This is a genomic window from Mesotoga sp. (genome assembly GCF_035363035.1).
GTDB lineage: Bacteria > Thermotogota > Thermotogae > Petrotogales > Kosmotogaceae > Mesotoga.
In genome coordinates this window covers 1-16,279 of sequence record NZ_DAOSEH010000057.1, presented here as the reverse complement: position 1 = coordinate 16,279, position 16,279 = coordinate 1, and the positions used below count along the sequence as shown (strand labels likewise).

Sequence of the window (16,279 nt, the reverse complement as noted above, 5' to 3'; positions counted from 1 at the left end):
CGTTGAGTTTGAAAAGGAACTCCTTGGTTCTTTGATTCTTGGGGTTTTTGAACATCTCTTCCGGAGAACTCTGTTCAACTATGTAACCATTCTCCATGAAAATGATCTCGTCGGAGACGGTTCTGGCGAATCCCATCTCGTGTGTCACCACCAGCATGGTCATACCGCTGAGGGCAAGGTTCTTCATGACCGACAGAACCTCTCCTATCAATTCCGGGTCCAGGGCCGATGTCGGTTCGTCGAAGAGGATTATTTTCGGCTTCATCGCGAGGGCTCTGGCTATGCCCACCCGCTGTTTCTGCCCTCCGGAGAGTTGTGCCGGGTAGAGCGAGGCTTCCTTCTCCAGACCGACTCGCTTCAATTCTGCCATCGCGAGCTCTCTGGCAGCCTCTTTCTCCATTTTCTTCACCTTGGTGAGACCGATCATGACGTTCTTCAGGGCTGTCAGATGACTGAAAAGTCCGAAATCCTGAAACACGAAGCCTATCTCCTGCCGGATCTTATTCAGGTTTTTCGCTGAGGTGACTTCTTCGTTTTCGAGCCAGATCTTTCCGCCGTTGGGTACAACGAGCATATTGATGCAGGCCAGGAGAGTGCTTTTCCCGGTTCCGCTAGGCCCTATTATTACCTTGGTTTCACCCTTTTTCATCTCGAATGAAACACCCTTCAGGACTTCTTTGTCTCCAAAGGATTTCTTCAGATTCTCTATCTTCAAAACGACGTTTTCTTCGCTCATCTAACAGTCTCCTTTACGTCAAATCCAGGTATTGCCAGCTTCTTCTCAACCCTTCCAAGACTCTTGTTTATAACGATGGTAACGACGAAGTAGAAAACCGCTACCGTCAGGTAAATAATCATCGGTTCGTGCTTTGTCGCGATAATATAACCGCCCTGCCGGAGGATTTCGGTGACTCCGAGAGCGTAGGCGAGCGATGAGTCTTTAAGAACTATGGTAAACTCGTTGGTCCAGGGTGGAAGAGCTATTCTCAAAGCCTGGGGAAGAACGATGAAGACGAACCCCTGAAAATTGCTCATTCCCAGAGATCTTGCCGCCCTCATCTGGGTTTTGCTGACTGAATTTATGGCTCCTCTGAAAACCTGCGATTGGTACGCCGAAGATCTTAAACCCAGACCGATGACCACGGCCGCGAACGGTGAGAAACGAACCCCGATTCTGGGAAAACCGTAGAATATCAGGAACAGTATGACCAGTTCGGGAATACTTCTAAGAATTTTTTCGTACACTGCAATTATCGCTTTTAGAAGTTTATTGCCATAGATCTGGCCGAAAGAAATGGGGAGGGCCAGAACGAGGCCCAACCCCAGTGTGAAGAAAGTTATCTGTAATGTTACCCACAAACCATTAAAGAGTGCGGGTAAGGAATCGATAATCAGTCCGAATTTATCTATGATTACCTCCGCCCTTCAGATCAAAAGTGCTTTAGATTCAGTTCGGCCAGCTTACCGGAACTCTCGAGCCTGCTTATTCCTTCGTTGATCAGATCAAGAAGGGCTTTATTTGCCTTATTGATGGCAATTCCATAATCCTCGTACGTCTTGAGAATAGCTACAATTTTAACGGGCCTTACGCTGGCAAAACTCTGCGCCACGGGTGAATCGAGTACAATTGCGTCGAGATTTTTGTTGATCAGGTCGGTCATGGCGAGCGTGTACGTCTCGTATCTCTTGAATTCGCCGGTGAGAATCTTCGTAGTAACCAGGTTGTCTTCAACCCAGATATCACCGGTGGTCCCGGTCTGGACACCGACGCTGTGCTTTCCGAATAAGGCCGTTACGGTAAGATCGGAGTCCTCTCTGACCACAACACTCTGATCGGCGGTCCAGTAAGGTCTGGAGAAGGAAACGACCTCAGCTCTCTCGGCGGTGATAGTCATACCAGATATGACTATATCCAAATTGCCGGATACTAGTGCGGCGATCAGTGAATCGAAACTCATATCCCTTATTTCAATTTCGAACCCCATTTCGGCAGCGATCGCTTTGATCAAATCGATATCGAACCCCATGAATTCACCGTTCTGCACGTATTCGAACGGTGGAAAATCTGCACTGGTGCCAACCACATATTTGGCGGCAAAAAGCGAAATCGCCGAAACAAGAATCACGAGTGATACAAGCAAGATCTTTTTCATAGTACCCCTCCTTTTGATTGAAGATGAAGTCATTATGAACTCAAAAAAATGAATTTGTGATACCCGCGTTTTTCCGTAATGGAACTAAACAAGTTCAATAGTGCAACGATTGTCTCAAACAACGAACTATCCTTTCGGCCATTCTTCACACTTTTATTATACCCTTTCGCAACACTCTCACCAAAAAAGGCTGCTAACATTGTCTGGGTGATGAAAGATGAAGGTCGGTATGGCACTGAGCGGCGGTGTGGACAGCGCCGTTGCCGCGGCACTGATGATAGAATCCGGATACAACGTTACGGGATACCACATGATAGTACTTCCGTCAGACGGAACGACAACCCAGACTGCCGAAGATGCGATTAGGGTTGCGGAACACCTGGGTATCGAACTGAAGATAGTCGATCTCAGCTATCAATTCAGAGAGACGGTGATAGAGTATTTCAACGGCAGTTACGCCGCCGGGCTCACCCCCAACCCGTGCGTTCTGTGCAACGATACGATAAAGTTCGGAATCCTCGCCGAACGAATTCTGGCAGATAACAACGAAGCGGTGGCCACAGGCCATTACGCCAGGATAATCAGTGATGAAGATGGGCGGTTCTTTCTTGCCCGGGCGAGCTTCGAGAGGAAAGACCAGGCCTACTTCCTCTCGAGAGTGAAGAAGGAGAAACTTCCCTTCATCCGCTTTCCGAACGGTGAACTCTCGAAAGAAGAAGTACGACAGAAGGCGCGTTCGCTGGCAATTCCGGTACACTCGAAGAAGGATTCCCAGGAGATCTGCTTCATACCCGACAACGATTACAGGAGCTTTCTTCACAGTCAGGGAATAGAAGGCTCCACCGGTGATATAGTCAAAGGAACCGGTGAAGTAATTGGCCGTCATAACGGTCTCACCGATTACACGATAGGCCAGCGAAGGGGGCTGGGGATACACTTCAGAGAAAAATTATATGTGAAGGATCTCGATTTCAACGCTAACAGACTCGTTCTGGGCCGCAGAGAAGAACTGGTTTCCTTCTGTCTGGTCGCTGTAGATCCGAACTGGTACATAGAACCGGAAAGAGAGTTCGATTGTCTGTGCAAGATTCGTAGTTCTATGAACGCTGTTAAGGCTCATGTCAGGCTTCTGGAAGCGGATAGAGTCGCCGTAAGCTTTCCAGATGGCGCATGGGGGGTGACCCCCGGACAGCTGGCTGTACTCTACAGCGACGAAGTCGTGCTTGGAAGTGCCTTTATAGAAAGAAGCTGTTGAAACTGCGTGCTCCACGTGATAGAATTTTTCAGACAGGAAGTAGTTCAGCTGGAAGAACGCTGGTTTCGGGAACCAGAGGTCCGGGGTTCAAATCCCCGCTTCCTGACCAGATAAAACGGCAGACCATTAATGGTCTGCCGTTTGCAATATATTTAAGTCGGATCGACTAACTACCACTGTCGGAAAACTCCACAGTGCGAATCGATATCTGTTCTTGATGGATGCTTAGAGATCTCTGAGCAGGATTTTTTCGTCGTCGTCCCATCTGCCGGTGTCAACAAAGCCAAGCTTCAGGTAGAATTGAAGCGGGCTGGGCTCCTTAACGACGCACGAGGTCAGGAGCTTCTCGTATCCCTGCTCTTTGAGGTTTTCAAAGAGAAGACGGAGCGCATCGCCGCCGTAACCCTTCTTCTGGTAGTTGCCGCCGATCATGAAACGCCAGAGAAAGGCGTGCTTGATATCGCCCAGCTCGGGAACGGGCGTATAATCTAGCATTATGAAACCCACCATCGTATCCCCTGCGTATATCGCTCTAAACCAGGCATTCTTCGCAAAATGCGCCTGCGCTATCGACACTGCGTTGGATGCGACGGCTTTGTCCTGGTTTTCCAGAAGAGTCTTACTCAATTTCAGACATTCAATCAGATTATCCTCTGTTACCTCTACAAACCTCACTTTTTCTTCCATAATATACCTCCGGTGAGCGCCATGCTTCATTCAACGTAGAATTTGGGCTTCTTACTTTTCATCTTTTCTATCAACCTTATGAATGGACACTTGAAACCTCGCTTCGAAAATAAGTTTTTGAAAATCATCTTCGCCTCCTCAAGCGGTCTTTTCCTTCGGCAGCGAGAACTGAGTCTTATAGAGACTGTTATAGAAACCGCCCCGGGTGATTAGTTCACTGTGTGTACCGCTTTCAATTATCTCGCCTTTGTTTATGACGTATATTTTGTCGGCGTTTTTTATGGTGCTCAGCCGATGGGCGACGACAAAGCTGGTCCTGCCCCGCATCAGATTTCTCATCGCTTCCTGTATGTGCATCTCCGTTCTGGTATCCACGTTGCTGGTGGCTTCATCCAGAATCAGTATTTCTGGATCGAGAAGCATTATCCTCGCGATTGCCAACAACTGCCTCTGACCTTTGCTTATACTGTCGGCATTCGAAGATATAAAAGTATCGTAGCCCTCCGGAAGGCTCTCGATGAAGTGATCGGCGTTGGCCATTTTTGCGACTGTGCGGATCTCATCATCTTTGGCATCCGGCTTGCCGTAGCGTATATTGTCCCTTATCGTTCCCATGAAAAGCTGTGTGTCTTGAAGCACTAGACCCAGCTTTCTTCTCAACTGCTCTCTGTCGAAGAAGGATATATCGTGATCGTCTATGTAAATGGTCCCGCTCTCGATGTCGTAAAACTTGGTCAGGAGATTCACGATCGTGGTTTTACCGGCACCGGTCGGACCCACCAGCGCAACGATCTGGCCCGGTCGAGCCTCCAGGCTTACCTTTTTGAGAATGGTCGTCTTTCCGTCGTAGCTGAAATCTACCTCCCTCAGTTCCACCTTTCCTTCTATCTTCTCGGGGAAGAAGTCCTCGTCTGACTTTTTCTCTCCCTTTTCGTCCAGAACCTCAAAGACCCTTTCGGCTCCTGCAAGAGCGGCCTGAATGGAGTTATAAAGCTGTGCGATCTGGTTGATGGGCCTGTTGAAATGGCCGACGTAAACCACAAAGCTGGCCACAAGGCCGACGCTTATCATTCCCTCTATCGACATCCACCCTCCGGCGAAGGCAACGATGGCGTATCCGAAGTTGTTAACCATGTTCATCACCGGACCGAACATACCTGCGAATATCTGGGCGAGGATAGCCGACTTTCGGTAGGATTCATTTATCTCCTGGAACTGCGCGATCGTGAACTCTTCTCTTCCATACGCTTTGACAACCTTTTCTCCGGAGATCCTCTCCTCTATATAGCCGTTCAACTCTCCCAGGGCTTTCTGCTGCGAAACGAAGTTCTTTTTACTCTGTTTTGCGATCAAGCCCGTAACCAAAACTACCAGAGGGACTGAGGTCAACGACACAAGAGCCAGTATGGGGCTGAGGATGAACATCATTATTCCTATACCGCCCAGAGAAAGGAGACTTGATAGGAGCTGAGTCACGCTTTCGCTTAGCGTGGTAGAGATGTTGTTAATATCGTTCGTCACCCTGCTCATCAATTCACCGTGCGAGTGCGTATCGAAGAATTTCACAGGAAGCGTCTGGTATTTGTCGAAGACTTTCTGCCTGAGTCGCCGTACCGTTCTCTGTGAAACACCGATCATGACGTATCCCTGAAGCCACTGGAAAAGGGAAGACGAGGCGTAAATGGCGGCCATCAAGATCGCAATAATGGCCAGCCCCGCGAGGTCTCCCACGAGTATGTGATCGTCAATGGCCTTTCCGAGGAGAAAGGGGCCGAAGATACTGGCGATAGAGGAGAGAATAGTGAAAATCACTACATAAAGAAGACCCTTTTTTTCGTGACCGAGAAATGCCAGCAGTCTGAAAAGCGTCTTGCGTGGGTCTTCGGCCTTCTTCACCGGCGCTGTTCTTCCGGCGCCGGGTCCGCCCCTGCGGGGTCCTATGTTGATCTGGATGTCGGTAGGTCTTTCTCTCTTCTCTTCAGGCACTTTCCTCACCAACTTCTCCGAACTGCGATCGGTAGATGTCTCTGTAAAGATCACTCGTTTTCATAAGCTCGCCGTGAGTTCCTCTTTCCACTACGCGGCCTGCTTCAAGGAGGTATATCCTGTCTGAATTGACTACCGAGCTTATCTTCTGGGCGATTATGATCTTGGTGCACTTGAGTCTGTCGTTTATCGCCTTCATTACGGCAGCTTCCGTCCGGGCATCGAGAGCGCTGGTACTGTCGTCAAAGACTATGATTCGCGCTCCGGAGGCGAGAGCTCTGGCAATGGCGACTCTCTGTCTCTGACCGCCCGAGAGATTTGTTGCCATCTGGCTCAGGTTTGTGTCGTAACCGTCGGGAAGCGTTGAGATAAAATCTCCGACCCTGGCCATATCGGCCGCCTGCTGTATATCTTCCAGTGAAACATCGGGATTACCGTAGGCGATGTTGTCGCTTATCTTTCCGGAGAAGAGAACCGTCTCCTGAAAGACGAAGGCTATCTCTCTCCTGAGTTCCCTTCTGGGAATCTTTGTTATATCGATACCGTTCAGCATAATTCTACCGGAAGTCACTTCGTAGAGCCGGGGAATCAGATTGACCAGTGTCGATTTACCCGAGCCCGTATCTCCGAGGAAGGCTACCGTTTCACCGGGGTTTATCGTTAAATTGATGTCGTGGAGGACCTTTCTTTCATTTCCTTCATATGAGAAATTCACGTTCTGGAATTCGATAGCCCCATCGAGATCAAACTTCTCCGTGGTATCGATATCTTCCTCTTCGGGAGTTTCTAGAACCTCGGAAATCCTTCTGGCGGAAGCCTGAGCCCTGGAAACGAAGATGAGCATCATGCCGATCATCATGATGGACATGAGCATTCTGGTGAGGTAATTGACGAAAGCCATTATCTGACCGGTCTGGAGGCCGCCCGCTTCGACCTGAATACCACCTATCCATATCACGGCTACTATACCGAAGTTAAGAATCAGTGAGAAGAGCGGCATAATGACCACGAGAATCCTGGCCGCTTTCATCGATAGCCTCATATATTCGTCGTTCGTTTTGGCGAACTTCGCCGATTCCTGATTCGAAGAAGCGAAAGACTTGACCACTCTTATCCCCGAAACGTTGTCTCTCACCACTGAGTTGACCTTATCGACTTCCTTCTGAACCCTCGTGAAGAGCGGCAGTACTTTTTTCATCGAAAAGTATATTATTATCACTATCAGGGGAATGATCGCAACGATGATCAGTGAAAGCCGCCAGCTTATAGAAAAGGCCATAATGACGCTTCCGAAAAAAAGCAGGGGCGCCCTGACGAACATCCTGAGCAGCAACATGATGAAATGCTGGAACTGGACGACGTCGTCGGTGAGTCTTGTTATCAAGCTGCCTGTACCGAACCTGTCTATTGAACCGAAAGAAAGGTGCTGGACTTTACTGAAGAGATTTCTTCTGATATCGGCTCCGGCATTCTGGGCGGCGATCGAAGAGGTCACAGAACAGCCTATCCCGCCCAGCGCACCTATGAACGTTATCAATAACATCTTCAATCCCGTATTGACAACTACGTCCAGGTTGTTCTGCTTTATGCCGACGTCGATTATCTCTTCAAGTAATCTCGGTTGAAAAAGATCTATGGCGACTTCCAGCATCATCAATGCCGGTGCCAGAACTACAAAAACCCAGTAGGGTTTGAGATACTTCATAAGTTTTTTCATCAACATACCTCAATATACCTCTAACAGCAAGGCCTGGAAAAAGTGAATCTCGTCGAACATGAATTTCAAGAAGTCCGATTTGCGATCAACTAAAGATTATACATTATCCAGGAAGCTTAATGATCGTTGTGGTTTTCACCAGAGCTTTGAGAAAACCTTTCTGAATTTCCAGAACCTTTGACACGAGAAAATTGTGGAGCAAGAATGTGCTAGACTTTATCAAATCCAGAACAAAATGGCGAAAGGTGTGATCGAAGGTGGCAGTATTTAGAATAAGGGGAGTGGTAGAGGGCTTCTACGGGAAGCCCTGGTCTATGAAGGATCGACTCGATATCGTCCAATTCATGGGCAATCACGGGTACAACCTGTACATATATGCTCCGAAAGACGACGAACTTCACAGGTTTCGCTGGAGGGAAAGCTATGACGACGATTTTGTGAAGGGTTTTTCCATGGTTGTCGAAAGGGGCAGACAATACGGGGTCGATATGGCGATGGCGGTCAGCCCCGGTTTGACGGTCGAGTATTCCAGCGAGGTCGACCTCCATACATTCATAGAGAAATTGCTGAGTTTTACCGGGATGGGAATCAAGAACTTCGCCCTGTTTTACGACGATATACCCTTCAGGTTATCTAGCGAAAGGGATAAAGAGAGGTTCAACTCGCTCGCGGAGGCTCAGGTGTTTTTTGCCAACAGGGTTTTCGAAGCTTTGAAAAGAGAACTGCCAGCTTTCGATTTTATAATCTGCCCCACCCAATACCATGGCAGAGCCGAATCCGAATATATCCGGGAGCTGGGCGAGGGGCTCCTGCCGGATATCAAGATAATGTGGACCGGTCCGCAGGTCTGTTCGCAGCACATACCCGAAAGCGACGCCATAAAGGTCAGCGAAGCCTTCAAGAGAGAAATACTGTACTGGGACAACTATCCCGTAAACGATGGGAGCATGATACCGGAAATGCATATAGGGCCATACGTCGGCAGGGATCCAGAAATCGTTAATCACTCTTGTGGTATAGTGTTGAACCCGATGAACCAGGCCCACGCTTCCATGATAGTTCTCGGTGCGGCGGCAGACTTTTTAAACGACCCCCATAGTTACGATCCAACGATCTCCTGGGTGAATGCTATGAGAAAGCTCACTCCTGGATTGATCGACGAGATGCTCCTCTTCGGCGAATACAGCCTAATCAGTCCGATACATCCTGACCAATCGGAAAGACCAAGGAAAGTGATCGAAGAGTTCAGAACGCTTTACTCCCAGGGAAGAGTTGAAGAGGCGATTGTGTGGCTGGAAAAAGAGGCACGAACGATACTCGATTCTGCAAAAAACCTGAAAGACAAACTCCCATCGCTGTTTCTTGAGGAAATGGCCCTCTGGATATATGAACTCGAGCGCTGGGGCGAGGCGCTCTCGGTGACTGTGGAAATTCTTAAAAGCAGAATGAAACTGTATGTCGAAATATCCGAAAAGAAAGACTTGCAGCAGGTGAAAAAACTCATTGAGAAGGCGGAAAAAAGAATGATGGAACTGACCAAAGCCAGAACTCTCTCTGGAGGATGCGCATACCGGGAGTTCATTATGGAAATCCTCATACGCACGAAAGGTTACTTTACCCTTAAAGAGAGAAACTGGCTTTGAACACTGGATCTGCAATCGAACTCGATTTGCTCTGAAGACTAAACTAAGGTGGCTACAGGGAATGCATAATTCACTACCTTTATTCTTTATTAGGAAGCAGGCTACTGAGACCACAATGTGATACTCACGGGAAACTCTTCCCGTATTGATACGAAGCTTACTGGGAGAGTTCGAGATCACATTTTTATGAATCGGCTGTCTGGTCGCTATAAGTCAAAAGTCGCGAAATGCCCTTCCTGCAACTTTTAGAAGCAGTCCTTTTGGAGCGATTCTCGATCCTCCGGCAACTACTATGTTCGAGAATCCGCTCACTATGGATCTCTTGCTTTTTTCATAAGCCGCCATGGCTTTTTTCACCACTTTATCCGGAGTCATGGCACCATACATCTTTCTGTTTTTTCCGGAAGCGACTTCGAAGAATTCCGTGCTGGTCGGTCCGGGCGATAGAACCATGACTTTGAAATTACTGTCTTTGAGCTCTTCTGAGAGAGCTTCGCTGAAACTCAACACGAAGGCCTTGGTTGCCGCGTAAACGGCCATGAAAGGAACGGGAAGATAAGCGGCGGTTGAGGCTACGTTGATGATGCCTCCACCCTGTCCTTTTCTGGCTATGACATAACCCTTCGACAGCCGGTAAAGCGATTCAACGTTGAGATGTATCATCTCGAGCTCTTTCTCACTTTCCAGTTCACTGAAGGAACCGATCAATCCGAAGCCGGCGTTGTTGACCAGCAGATCCACTCCGTAAAGGTAGCCAGATACCCGCTCGAGATCGTCCCTTTGAGAGAGATCAGCCTGAACGGGAGTGGAAGGGGAGTTGAATTGCGCTGTCAACTCCTCCGAAATATCTTTCAATCTTTCGTATCTTCTCGCTACAAGTATTGTCTCATAACCTTTTGAAGCCAGTTCGCGGGCGAATTCTCTACCAATGCCTGACGATGCTCCAGTTATCAGTGCCTTTTTCAAATCTATCACCTCATTACGGTTAGACTTGTACTACAAAAAACGGGTTTGCGCCGACAGCGTGGTATTGATAGACAAAAGCGATATAATATACTGGATGCATAGAAACCTGAAAGGGGTGGATTTTGTGAAAAAATTGGCACTATTTCTAATTTTACTGTTCTCTGTCATGTCTTTTGCAACCTGGATGCCTCTGGAAGACTACAGTGGCGTCAAATACGTTTATTACAAAATCAACTACACTCAGTATGAAGAAGAGAAGGAAATGATCTACGGTGTAGAGATCGGAATGGATGAGGAGAAATACATCCTCAATTACAGTACAACGGTTTTTCTTCCAAAAGATCAGCCGCTCGGCAGCGATGTCTTGTTTGAACAGGAACTTTCCATGTTCATGTACACATTTTTAAACCCGATGTTTTCCTTTTTCTATGAAGCCATCGATCTGAATGAGCAGATGAACACAAAGATTTTCGGATTCGGTTCGATAAAGTACGAAGGGCAGGTAACTGTTCAGAGCAAGAATAATGAATACACCGGGACTAAAGTCGTACTTTACAACGAAGACAACGAGCTTTCCATGTACTGGGTTCTCAACCAGGATATCCCCTTCCCGATAATCACTTACACGGGCGACGACTATTCAGATGGTTCGACCATAGTGCAGCTTTGGGATTATGAGTTGAGATGAACATATGAAATGAAAAGGCGCCTTAAAGGCGCCTTTTTTGTTTATAATCTAACAAATAAGGGAGATCGAGGAGGCAGGAATGAATCTGGTAGAAATTAGACACAAATTGCACATGATGCCTGAGATAGCTTTTAGGGAGTTCAAGACACAGGCTTACATAAAGGAACTTCTGACGGACTTTGCAATCGAGTACGAGGAAGTCGCGGGGACTGGCATCCTGGCCAGATGGGAGGGCGGCGAAGGACCTTACATTTTGTTCAGGGCCGACATGGACGCCCTGCCCATGAGCGAAGAGACCGGTTGCGAGTTTTCCTCGAGAAACGAAGGGTTCATGCATGCCTGTGGTCACGATGTTCACATGTCCGTGCTGCTGGGATTGGTGGAGCGAGTTTCAATTTACAGACCGCCAGTAAACATACTGTTTCTCTTTCAACCGGCCGAAGAGGCCGGCGGAGGCGCCGAGCTCTGTCTGAAGCCGCTGGAAAAATACCCGATCGAAGAGGTGTGGGCGCTCCATGTAACGGACGAATATCCGGAAGGCACGGTAAACACCAGACCTGGAGTCCTTTTCGCCTCGGCTTACGAAATCGATAGCACTTTCGAGGGAAGGTCGGCCCATGTGGCATTCTTCAAGCAGGGAAGGGATGCCGTTGAAGGCGCTATGGAGTTTCTCAGACGTATCTACGAATCTGACACCGGCGAGTACGTTTTGCGGTTCGGTTTGATAGAGGGTGGAAGAGTCAGGAACGTTGTACCAGATTCTTGCACACTTTACGGTACCATCAGGGCTGTAGACGTTTCCATAACCGAAAGAGTCGTGGCCGAAATCGAAAAACTCGGAAAACGAGTAGCCGACGGGCGTGAGTTGAGATACCTTCAGAAAGTAGGATCCCGGTACCCTCAGCTGGTAGTGAACAGAGGTCTATACGAAAAACTCTGCCGGCTCGTCGATGTTAATCAAGTCGAGATGAAGTACACCGGTGAGGACTTCGCATTTCTGGCTCTCAGGTATCCGGGTCTGATGTTCTGGCTAGGTACGGGAAGAGGAGAGATGGTGGGTCTTCACAACTCCAGATTTCTTCCTTCCGATTCCGTTATAGAAAAGGGTGTGGATGTTTTCTGGAAAGTGATCACCGATCGGACATTATCTCTTTGATACTTTCCCGGGTTACAATGGCACGAAAGGAGCTGAATCTATAAAGGGGATCGGCTTTGATCTCACCTACCGTCATGAAGACAGCAGGGATGATCTCATAGGCCGAAAAGGATGTTTCACCATCCTTTTCGAACAGAAAGACAGGCGTGTTCCGGTAATCTCTGAAAACCGGTATGGCTGCCCTGGCTCGGAGCTTCATCTGTCTGAAAAGAACGAAGCTCATTCCGTCAAGCGCAACCGTCGAAATGACGGCATCGTACGGCGCTCCTTCTATAAAACCTTCACGCCCATCTCCGGTTATGACTTTGACGTTGTCCAGATCATACATAGAGATGTTGACTCTGGCCTTTTCGGCCACGTCGGGGTTGATTTCGATAGAGAGCACGGAGCCTCTATCTAGAAATTTACCAAGGACACATGCGCAAAAGCCAGTCCCTGTGCCTATCTCGAGAACTCGATAATGATTTTCAAGGCATAAACTTTCGATCATCGAAACAAGAAGCGAAGGCTGTGTCGATGTCGATAGAATCTTTCCTCTTTCATAGAAGCTTATGCAGACTCTATCGCTGTAGGCTGCGCTCACAAGATCCTTTTCAACGAAGTGTCTTCGATCGATCATAGTCAGAGCTTCAAAGAGCCTTTCGTCGTTAAGATATCCCATTTTGGCGAGAGTTCTCGCCAGATTTACCATAGACACAGAAATCCCTCCATGCAACCATCACCAGAAGAGCTCATCGCTAGTCAAAAAGGAGGTATTTGATGGCGTTTATAAGGACAACAATGACAAGTATCCACCTGGTGAATTTGACACCCTTTCTCACCGACAGCCTGGCCGCCAGAAAAGCTCCAGTCATGTTACCTAGAGAAAGCACCAAACCGGGAATCCAATCGATCATTCCCCTGGAAGCGAAAACGATCACCGAAAATGAAGTATATACCAGTACCGTCATGATTTTTGTTGCGTTCGTTATAACCAGATTGAAACCGAACACAAACGTTATCGCCGCCATCAACAAGAAACCTACTCCGGCCTGAATGAACCCCCCGTAGAAACCAACCGCGAGAAAAATCACCGCCGTTGAAAGCAGAGAGCCTTTGCCAACCTTTCCTTTCGTAGGTCCGAAGAGTGTTATGAACGCCGCCAATAGAAGCAAAATTGCGATTACTCTGTTCAGCCTCTCCGTTTGCACTGATAGAACGAAAAGAGAACCCAGTATTGAACCTGTACTGGCAAATATTATCGCCGGTATTACCGTCCTACCGGGTCTTATCCCCTTTGAAGAAAAGCCAACCGCTCCGGCGATACTCTCCGAAAGGATCGCTATACGGTTGGTTGCATTGGCCACCGACGAAGGCAACCCGATCCACATCAAAACCGGAAGGGTTAGGATCGACCCGCCCCCGCCGACCACATTTATAAAACCGGCCAGCGTTCCAGTCAAATAAACTATCAGGAACTGAGACCATGACAGAATCTCTCCAGATGCCGACAAGATTATTGCTCTCTTTTTTAACCGCTAAAGATTCATCTTTGCGATCAGTCTCTTCAGCGCGACCATAAGGGTTTCGTATTCTTTCCGATCGATATCCAGATTGTTCGCCAGCTGAAGTGGAATGCTCAGGGCCTCTTCCTTCAACATTCTTCCCTTATCCGTCAGACTGATCAGAACGGTTCTCTCATCCTTTATAGATCTCTCTCTCAAGACTATGCCCTGTCTTTCCATTCTCTTCAACAGAGGAGTTAATGTCCCCGAATCCAGAAAAAGCTTTTCTCCCATATCCCGGACATTCATCTGGCCATATTCCCAGAGGACCAGTAATACCAGGTACTGCGGATAGGTTATGTCGAGTTTTTCAAGAATGGGTCTGTACATCCTTATGATGCCTCTGGCACCGGAGTAAAGAGCAAAACACAGTTGCCTGTCAAGTTTTAGCAGATCATCTTTACTGGAAAGGACTTCCTCTTCAATCATAATGCTTCCTCAATATAAGGTCTTATCTTCTCGGGATCATCCTTTGGATCGAAACGGGCGATTATCTCTCCCTTTCTACCAATAAGGAACTTCGCAAAATTCCAGCTGATCTTTCCCGCGAACTCCTCTTTGCCTCCCCCTGCTGTTAGATATTCGTAAAAAGGATGTATCTCCTTACCTTTGACATGGATCTTCTCGAACATGGGGAAGGTTATACTGTATGAAACACTGCAAAACTCCTTTATTTCCTCATTGGTGCCCGGTTCCTGTCTTAAAAAATCGTTGGCCGGAAAACCGAGAACAACAAATCCTCTGTCTTTGTAGTCATTGTAAAGCTTCTGAAGACCTTCGTACTGCGGAGTGAAGCCGCATTTACTGGCCGTGTTGACTATCAGGAGAACTTTATCCCTGTATTCGGAGATAGACCTGTTCCATCCCTCTATAGAGACCATGTCGAAATCGTATATACTCATTTCTGCACCTCCATATAATTGTGTACAATATTTTTGCTATCAATAATATAGCACGTATTTTTGGAAATTGCAAATACCAAACTTTCAACTAACACGCTTTGAATTAAGAGCCGTCCGAGACCACCGAGAAGATGATCGCATTACCCGTGACGATCGATTGTTGAAAAAAATTGCCGAGAACACAATAAAAACGAGAAGCTTCTTTATGATGTCCTTCGCTTTAGAGAAGCCTTATGGACTGCATCAGCCAGTTGTTTCCTTCCTTGATTTTGAACCCTGTCTTTTTCTCGCACTTGAAATGCGTGAGTCAAGACACTAGAAAAACATTCTCGATTTTCGGTCAGCATTTGCCGGTAACAGTAGATTACGGTGTACCGAATCAATTAAGACCGTTCTTCTTATCAAATCACTGCTGAAGGCTTTGTTCTTTTATCTAGACTTCAGTCATCGGCATTTATCATACGGGTGGGTATTAAGGTATAATATAGTATGTTAGTCATGTTTACTAACGTGTTATCCTTTTTCCGGTCTAGTGTTTTTGAAAAAGTGTTCGTCGCCAGAAAAAACAAGGGAGGTATGGAAATGAAGAGAGGTCTGGTTCTACTTGTGCTTTTGTGCCTGATTGTTGTCACCGGTTTCGCCAAGACATACGTGTTCGAAGCGATACCGGAAACCGGTCTCGCAAAAACGATACTTGCACTTGAAAAACTTCCGGTATTTGGAACTGTATTTATGATCGGTGCCCACCCCGATGACGAAGACAACGGGTTAATTGCTTATCTGGCAAAGGGTCTTCATCTGGAAACATACTATCTGGTTTCCAACTGGGGGCAGGGTGGCCAGAACGAGATTGGACCGGAGCTTTACGAAGCTCTTGGCGTTTTGAGATCACAGGAACTGGCATCTGCCAGGGCAATCGATGGGGGAAAGCAACTCTGCTTCAATGCTTACGACTTCGGTTTCTCCAAGACGGCCGAAGAGACCTTCAACAATCCAGACTGGGACAAAGAGACGATAATCGGTAATCTGGTTGAACTCATAAGAACCTACAAACCCGATATCGTTCTCTCCAGACACGCCCCAACAGGCGGTCACGGCCAACACCAGGCCTGTGGCGTGTTGGTTCCGGAAGCGGTAGCGGCTGCCGCAGACCCCAACATGTATCCCGAACAGCTCGAAGCCGGACTGCAGGTGTGGCAGGCCAAGAAACTTTACCAGGCCGGTTCCGGCGGTGTTAGAGTCAACACCGGCGAATACGACTATGTGCTGGGCTACTCCTACAACCAGATAGGACGTATCGCTCGCGGTAGCCACCAGTGCCAGGGAATGGCCGGAAGTCTCGGAACGCCGGGCGATGCCTTCTCCAACTACAAGCTCCTTAGCAGCACTGTGGGTATGGAAGAGACAGGCATGTTTGACAACCTGGATTTCTCTCTCAAGGCCATCTCCAACGGCATAGCGGGAGACCCTGAAGTTATTTCGGCGATAGACGGCATGCTCCTCGAATTGAACGGCATCACCAGTTCAATTCTCGCCGGATTCAACGCGATGGATCCTACGGGCATCGGCGATGAAGTCCTCG

16 protein-coding genes and 1 tRNA gene are annotated in these 16,279 nt (G+C 47.9%); 6 read left to right on the top strand and 11 right to left on the bottom strand.

Annotated elements, in window-relative coordinates:
* The 3 genes from PKX57_RS08750 to PKX57_RS08740 form a co-directional block, all read right to left on the bottom strand.
* On the bottom strand, positions 1–736 hold a 736-nt coding region (locus PKX57_RS08750), incomplete at its 3' end, for an amino acid ABC transporter ATP-binding protein (protein WP_472416837.1).
* A complete protein-coding gene (locus PKX57_RS08745) occupies positions 733–1,410 on the bottom strand; it encodes an amino acid ABC transporter permease (RefSeq protein ID WP_470745143.1) in 678 nt (225 codons plus the stop codon). The genes PKX57_RS08745 and PKX57_RS08750, both read right to left, overlap by 4 nt.
* A gap of 20 nt (positions 1,411–1,430) precedes the next feature.
* A complete protein-coding gene (locus tag PKX57_RS08740; protein WP_472416835.1) occupies positions 1,431–2,153 on the bottom strand; it encodes a basic amino acid ABC transporter substrate-binding protein in 723 nt (240 codons plus the stop codon).
* Between the two features lie 217 nt (positions 2,154–2,370).
* On the opposite strand from PKX57_RS08740, the gene mnmA reads away from it, so the two are divergent.
* Complete coding sequence (mnmA, locus tag PKX57_RS08735) at positions 2,371–3,408, top strand: tRNA 2-thiouridine(34) synthase MnmA (protein ID WP_214048184.1); 1,038 nt, start codon at positions 2,371–2,373, stop codon at positions 3,406–3,408.
* 33 nt (positions 3,409–3,441) lie between these two features.
* Positions 3,442–3,517: transfer RNA gene (locus PKX57_RS08730), tRNA-Pro, on the top strand.
* Between the two features lie 116 nt (positions 3,518–3,633).
* On the opposite strand, the gene PKX57_RS08725 is transcribed toward PKX57_RS08730, so the two are convergent.
* From PKX57_RS08725 to PKX57_RS08715, 3 genes are all read right to left on the bottom strand, one after another.
* Positions 3,634–4,095 carry a GNAT family N-acetyltransferase gene (locus PKX57_RS08725; RefSeq protein ID WP_213920311.1) on the bottom strand — a complete coding sequence of 154 codons (462 nt, stop codon included), beginning with the start codon at positions 4,093–4,095 and terminating at the stop codon, positions 3,634–3,636.
* A gap of 138 nt (positions 4,096–4,233) precedes the next feature.
* Positions 4,234–6,090 (bottom strand): ABC transporter transmembrane domain-containing protein, encoded by a 1,857-nt coding sequence (locus tag PKX57_RS08720; RefSeq protein ID WP_213920312.1) that lies wholly within the window; start codon positions 6,088–6,090, stop codon positions 4,234–4,236.
* A complete protein-coding gene (locus PKX57_RS08715) occupies positions 6,074–7,798 on the bottom strand; it encodes an ABC transporter transmembrane domain-containing protein (RefSeq protein WP_213920313.1) in 1,725 nt (574 codons plus the stop codon). Before PKX57_RS08715 ends, PKX57_RS08720 begins: the two co-directional genes overlap by 17 nt.
* Before the next feature lie 257 nt (positions 7,799–8,055).
* On the opposite strand from PKX57_RS08715, the gene PKX57_RS08710 reads away from it, so the two are divergent.
* A complete protein-coding gene (locus PKX57_RS08710; protein WP_214048563.1) occupies positions 8,056–9,441 on the top strand; it encodes a beta-N-acetylglucosaminidase domain-containing protein in 1,386 nt (461 codons plus the stop codon).
* A 213-nt stretch (positions 9,442–9,654) separates the two neighbouring features.
* Here PKX57_RS08710 and PKX57_RS08705 read toward each other — a convergent pair whose 3' ends face one another.
* On the bottom strand, positions 9,655–10,416 hold the full coding sequence (locus tag PKX57_RS08705) for an SDR family NAD(P)-dependent oxidoreductase (protein WP_472416832.1): 762 nt from the start codon (positions 10,414–10,416) through the stop codon (positions 9,655–9,657).
* A gap of 115 nt (positions 10,417–10,531) precedes the next feature.
* On the opposite strand from PKX57_RS08705, the gene PKX57_RS08700 reads away from it, so the two are divergent.
* On the top strand, positions 10,532–11,095 hold the full coding sequence (locus tag PKX57_RS08700; protein WP_472416830.1) for a hypothetical protein: 564 nt from the start codon (positions 10,532–10,534) through the stop codon (positions 11,093–11,095).
* Between the two features lie 79 nt (positions 11,096–11,174).
* On the top strand, positions 11,175–12,251 hold the full coding sequence (locus tag PKX57_RS08695) for an amidohydrolase (protein WP_213921806.1): 1,077 nt from the start codon (positions 11,175–11,177) through the stop codon (positions 12,249–12,251).
* On the opposite strand, the gene PKX57_RS08690 is transcribed toward PKX57_RS08695, so the two are convergent.
* The 4 genes from PKX57_RS08690 to PKX57_RS08675 are packed head-to-tail and all read right to left on the bottom strand — an operon-like array spanning position 12,226 to position 14,697.
* Positions 12,226–12,942 (bottom strand): methyltransferase domain-containing protein, encoded by a 717-nt coding sequence (locus PKX57_RS08690; protein ID WP_213921811.1) that lies wholly within the window; start codon positions 12,940–12,942, stop codon positions 12,226–12,228. The two genes, PKX57_RS08695 and PKX57_RS08690, sit on opposite strands and share 26 nt — an antisense overlap.
* A gap of 46 nt (positions 12,943–12,988) precedes the next feature.
* Complete coding sequence (locus PKX57_RS08685) at positions 12,989–13,744, bottom strand: sulfite exporter TauE/SafE family protein (RefSeq protein WP_472416828.1); 756 nt, start codon at positions 13,742–13,744, stop codon at positions 12,989–12,991.
* Positions 13,745–13,768: 24 nt separating this feature from the next.
* On the bottom strand, positions 13,769–14,224 hold the full coding sequence (locus tag PKX57_RS08680) for a transcriptional regulator, SarA/Rot family (RefSeq protein WP_213921805.1): 456 nt from the start codon (positions 14,222–14,224) through the stop codon (positions 13,769–13,771).
* Positions 14,221–14,697, bottom strand: a complete 477-nt coding sequence (locus PKX57_RS08675; RefSeq protein WP_213921804.1) for a glutathione peroxidase — start codon at positions 14,695–14,697, stop codon at positions 14,221–14,223. Before PKX57_RS08675 ends, PKX57_RS08680 begins: the two co-directional genes overlap by 4 nt.
* A gap of 582 nt (positions 14,698–15,279) precedes the next feature.
* Here PKX57_RS08675 and PKX57_RS08670 point away from each other — a divergent pair.
* On the top strand, positions 15,280–16,279 hold a 1,000-nt coding region (locus tag PKX57_RS08670), incomplete at its 3' end, for a PIG-L family deacetylase (protein ID WP_472416826.1).

What these genes read in the sequence shown, in the direction of transcription:
- PKX57_RS08740 (WP_472416835.1), bottom strand. Translation starts at nt 2,153, where the DNA reads ATGAAAAAGATCTTGCTTGTATCACTCGTGATTCTTGTTTCGGCGATT.
- mnmA (WP_214048184.1), top strand. Translation starts at nt 2,371, where the DNA reads ATGAAGGTCGGTATGGCACTGAGCGGCGGTGTGGACAGCGCCGTTGCC.
- PKX57_RS08725 (WP_213920311.1), bottom strand. Translation starts at nt 4,095, where the DNA reads ATGGAAGAAAAAGTGAGGTTTGTAGAGGTAACAGAGGATAATCTGATT.
- PKX57_RS08715 (WP_213920313.1), bottom strand. Translation starts at nt 7,798, where the DNA reads ATGAAAAAACTTATGAAGTATCTCAAACCCTACTGGGTTTTTGTAGTT.
- PKX57_RS08695 (WP_213921806.1), top strand. Translation starts at nt 11,175, where the DNA reads ATGAATCTGGTAGAAATTAGACACAAATTGCACATGATGCCTGAGATA.
- PKX57_RS08690 (WP_213921811.1), bottom strand. Translation starts at nt 12,942, where the DNA reads ATGGTAAATCTGGCGAGAACTCTCGCCAAAATGGGATATCTTAACGAC.
- PKX57_RS08680 (WP_213921805.1), bottom strand. Translation starts at nt 14,224, where the DNA reads ATGATTGAAGAGGAAGTCCTTTCCAGTAAAGATGATCTGCTAAAACTT.
- PKX57_RS08675 (WP_213921804.1), bottom strand. Translation starts at nt 14,697, where the DNA reads ATGAGTATATACGATTTCGACATGGTCTCTATAGAGGGATGGAACAGG.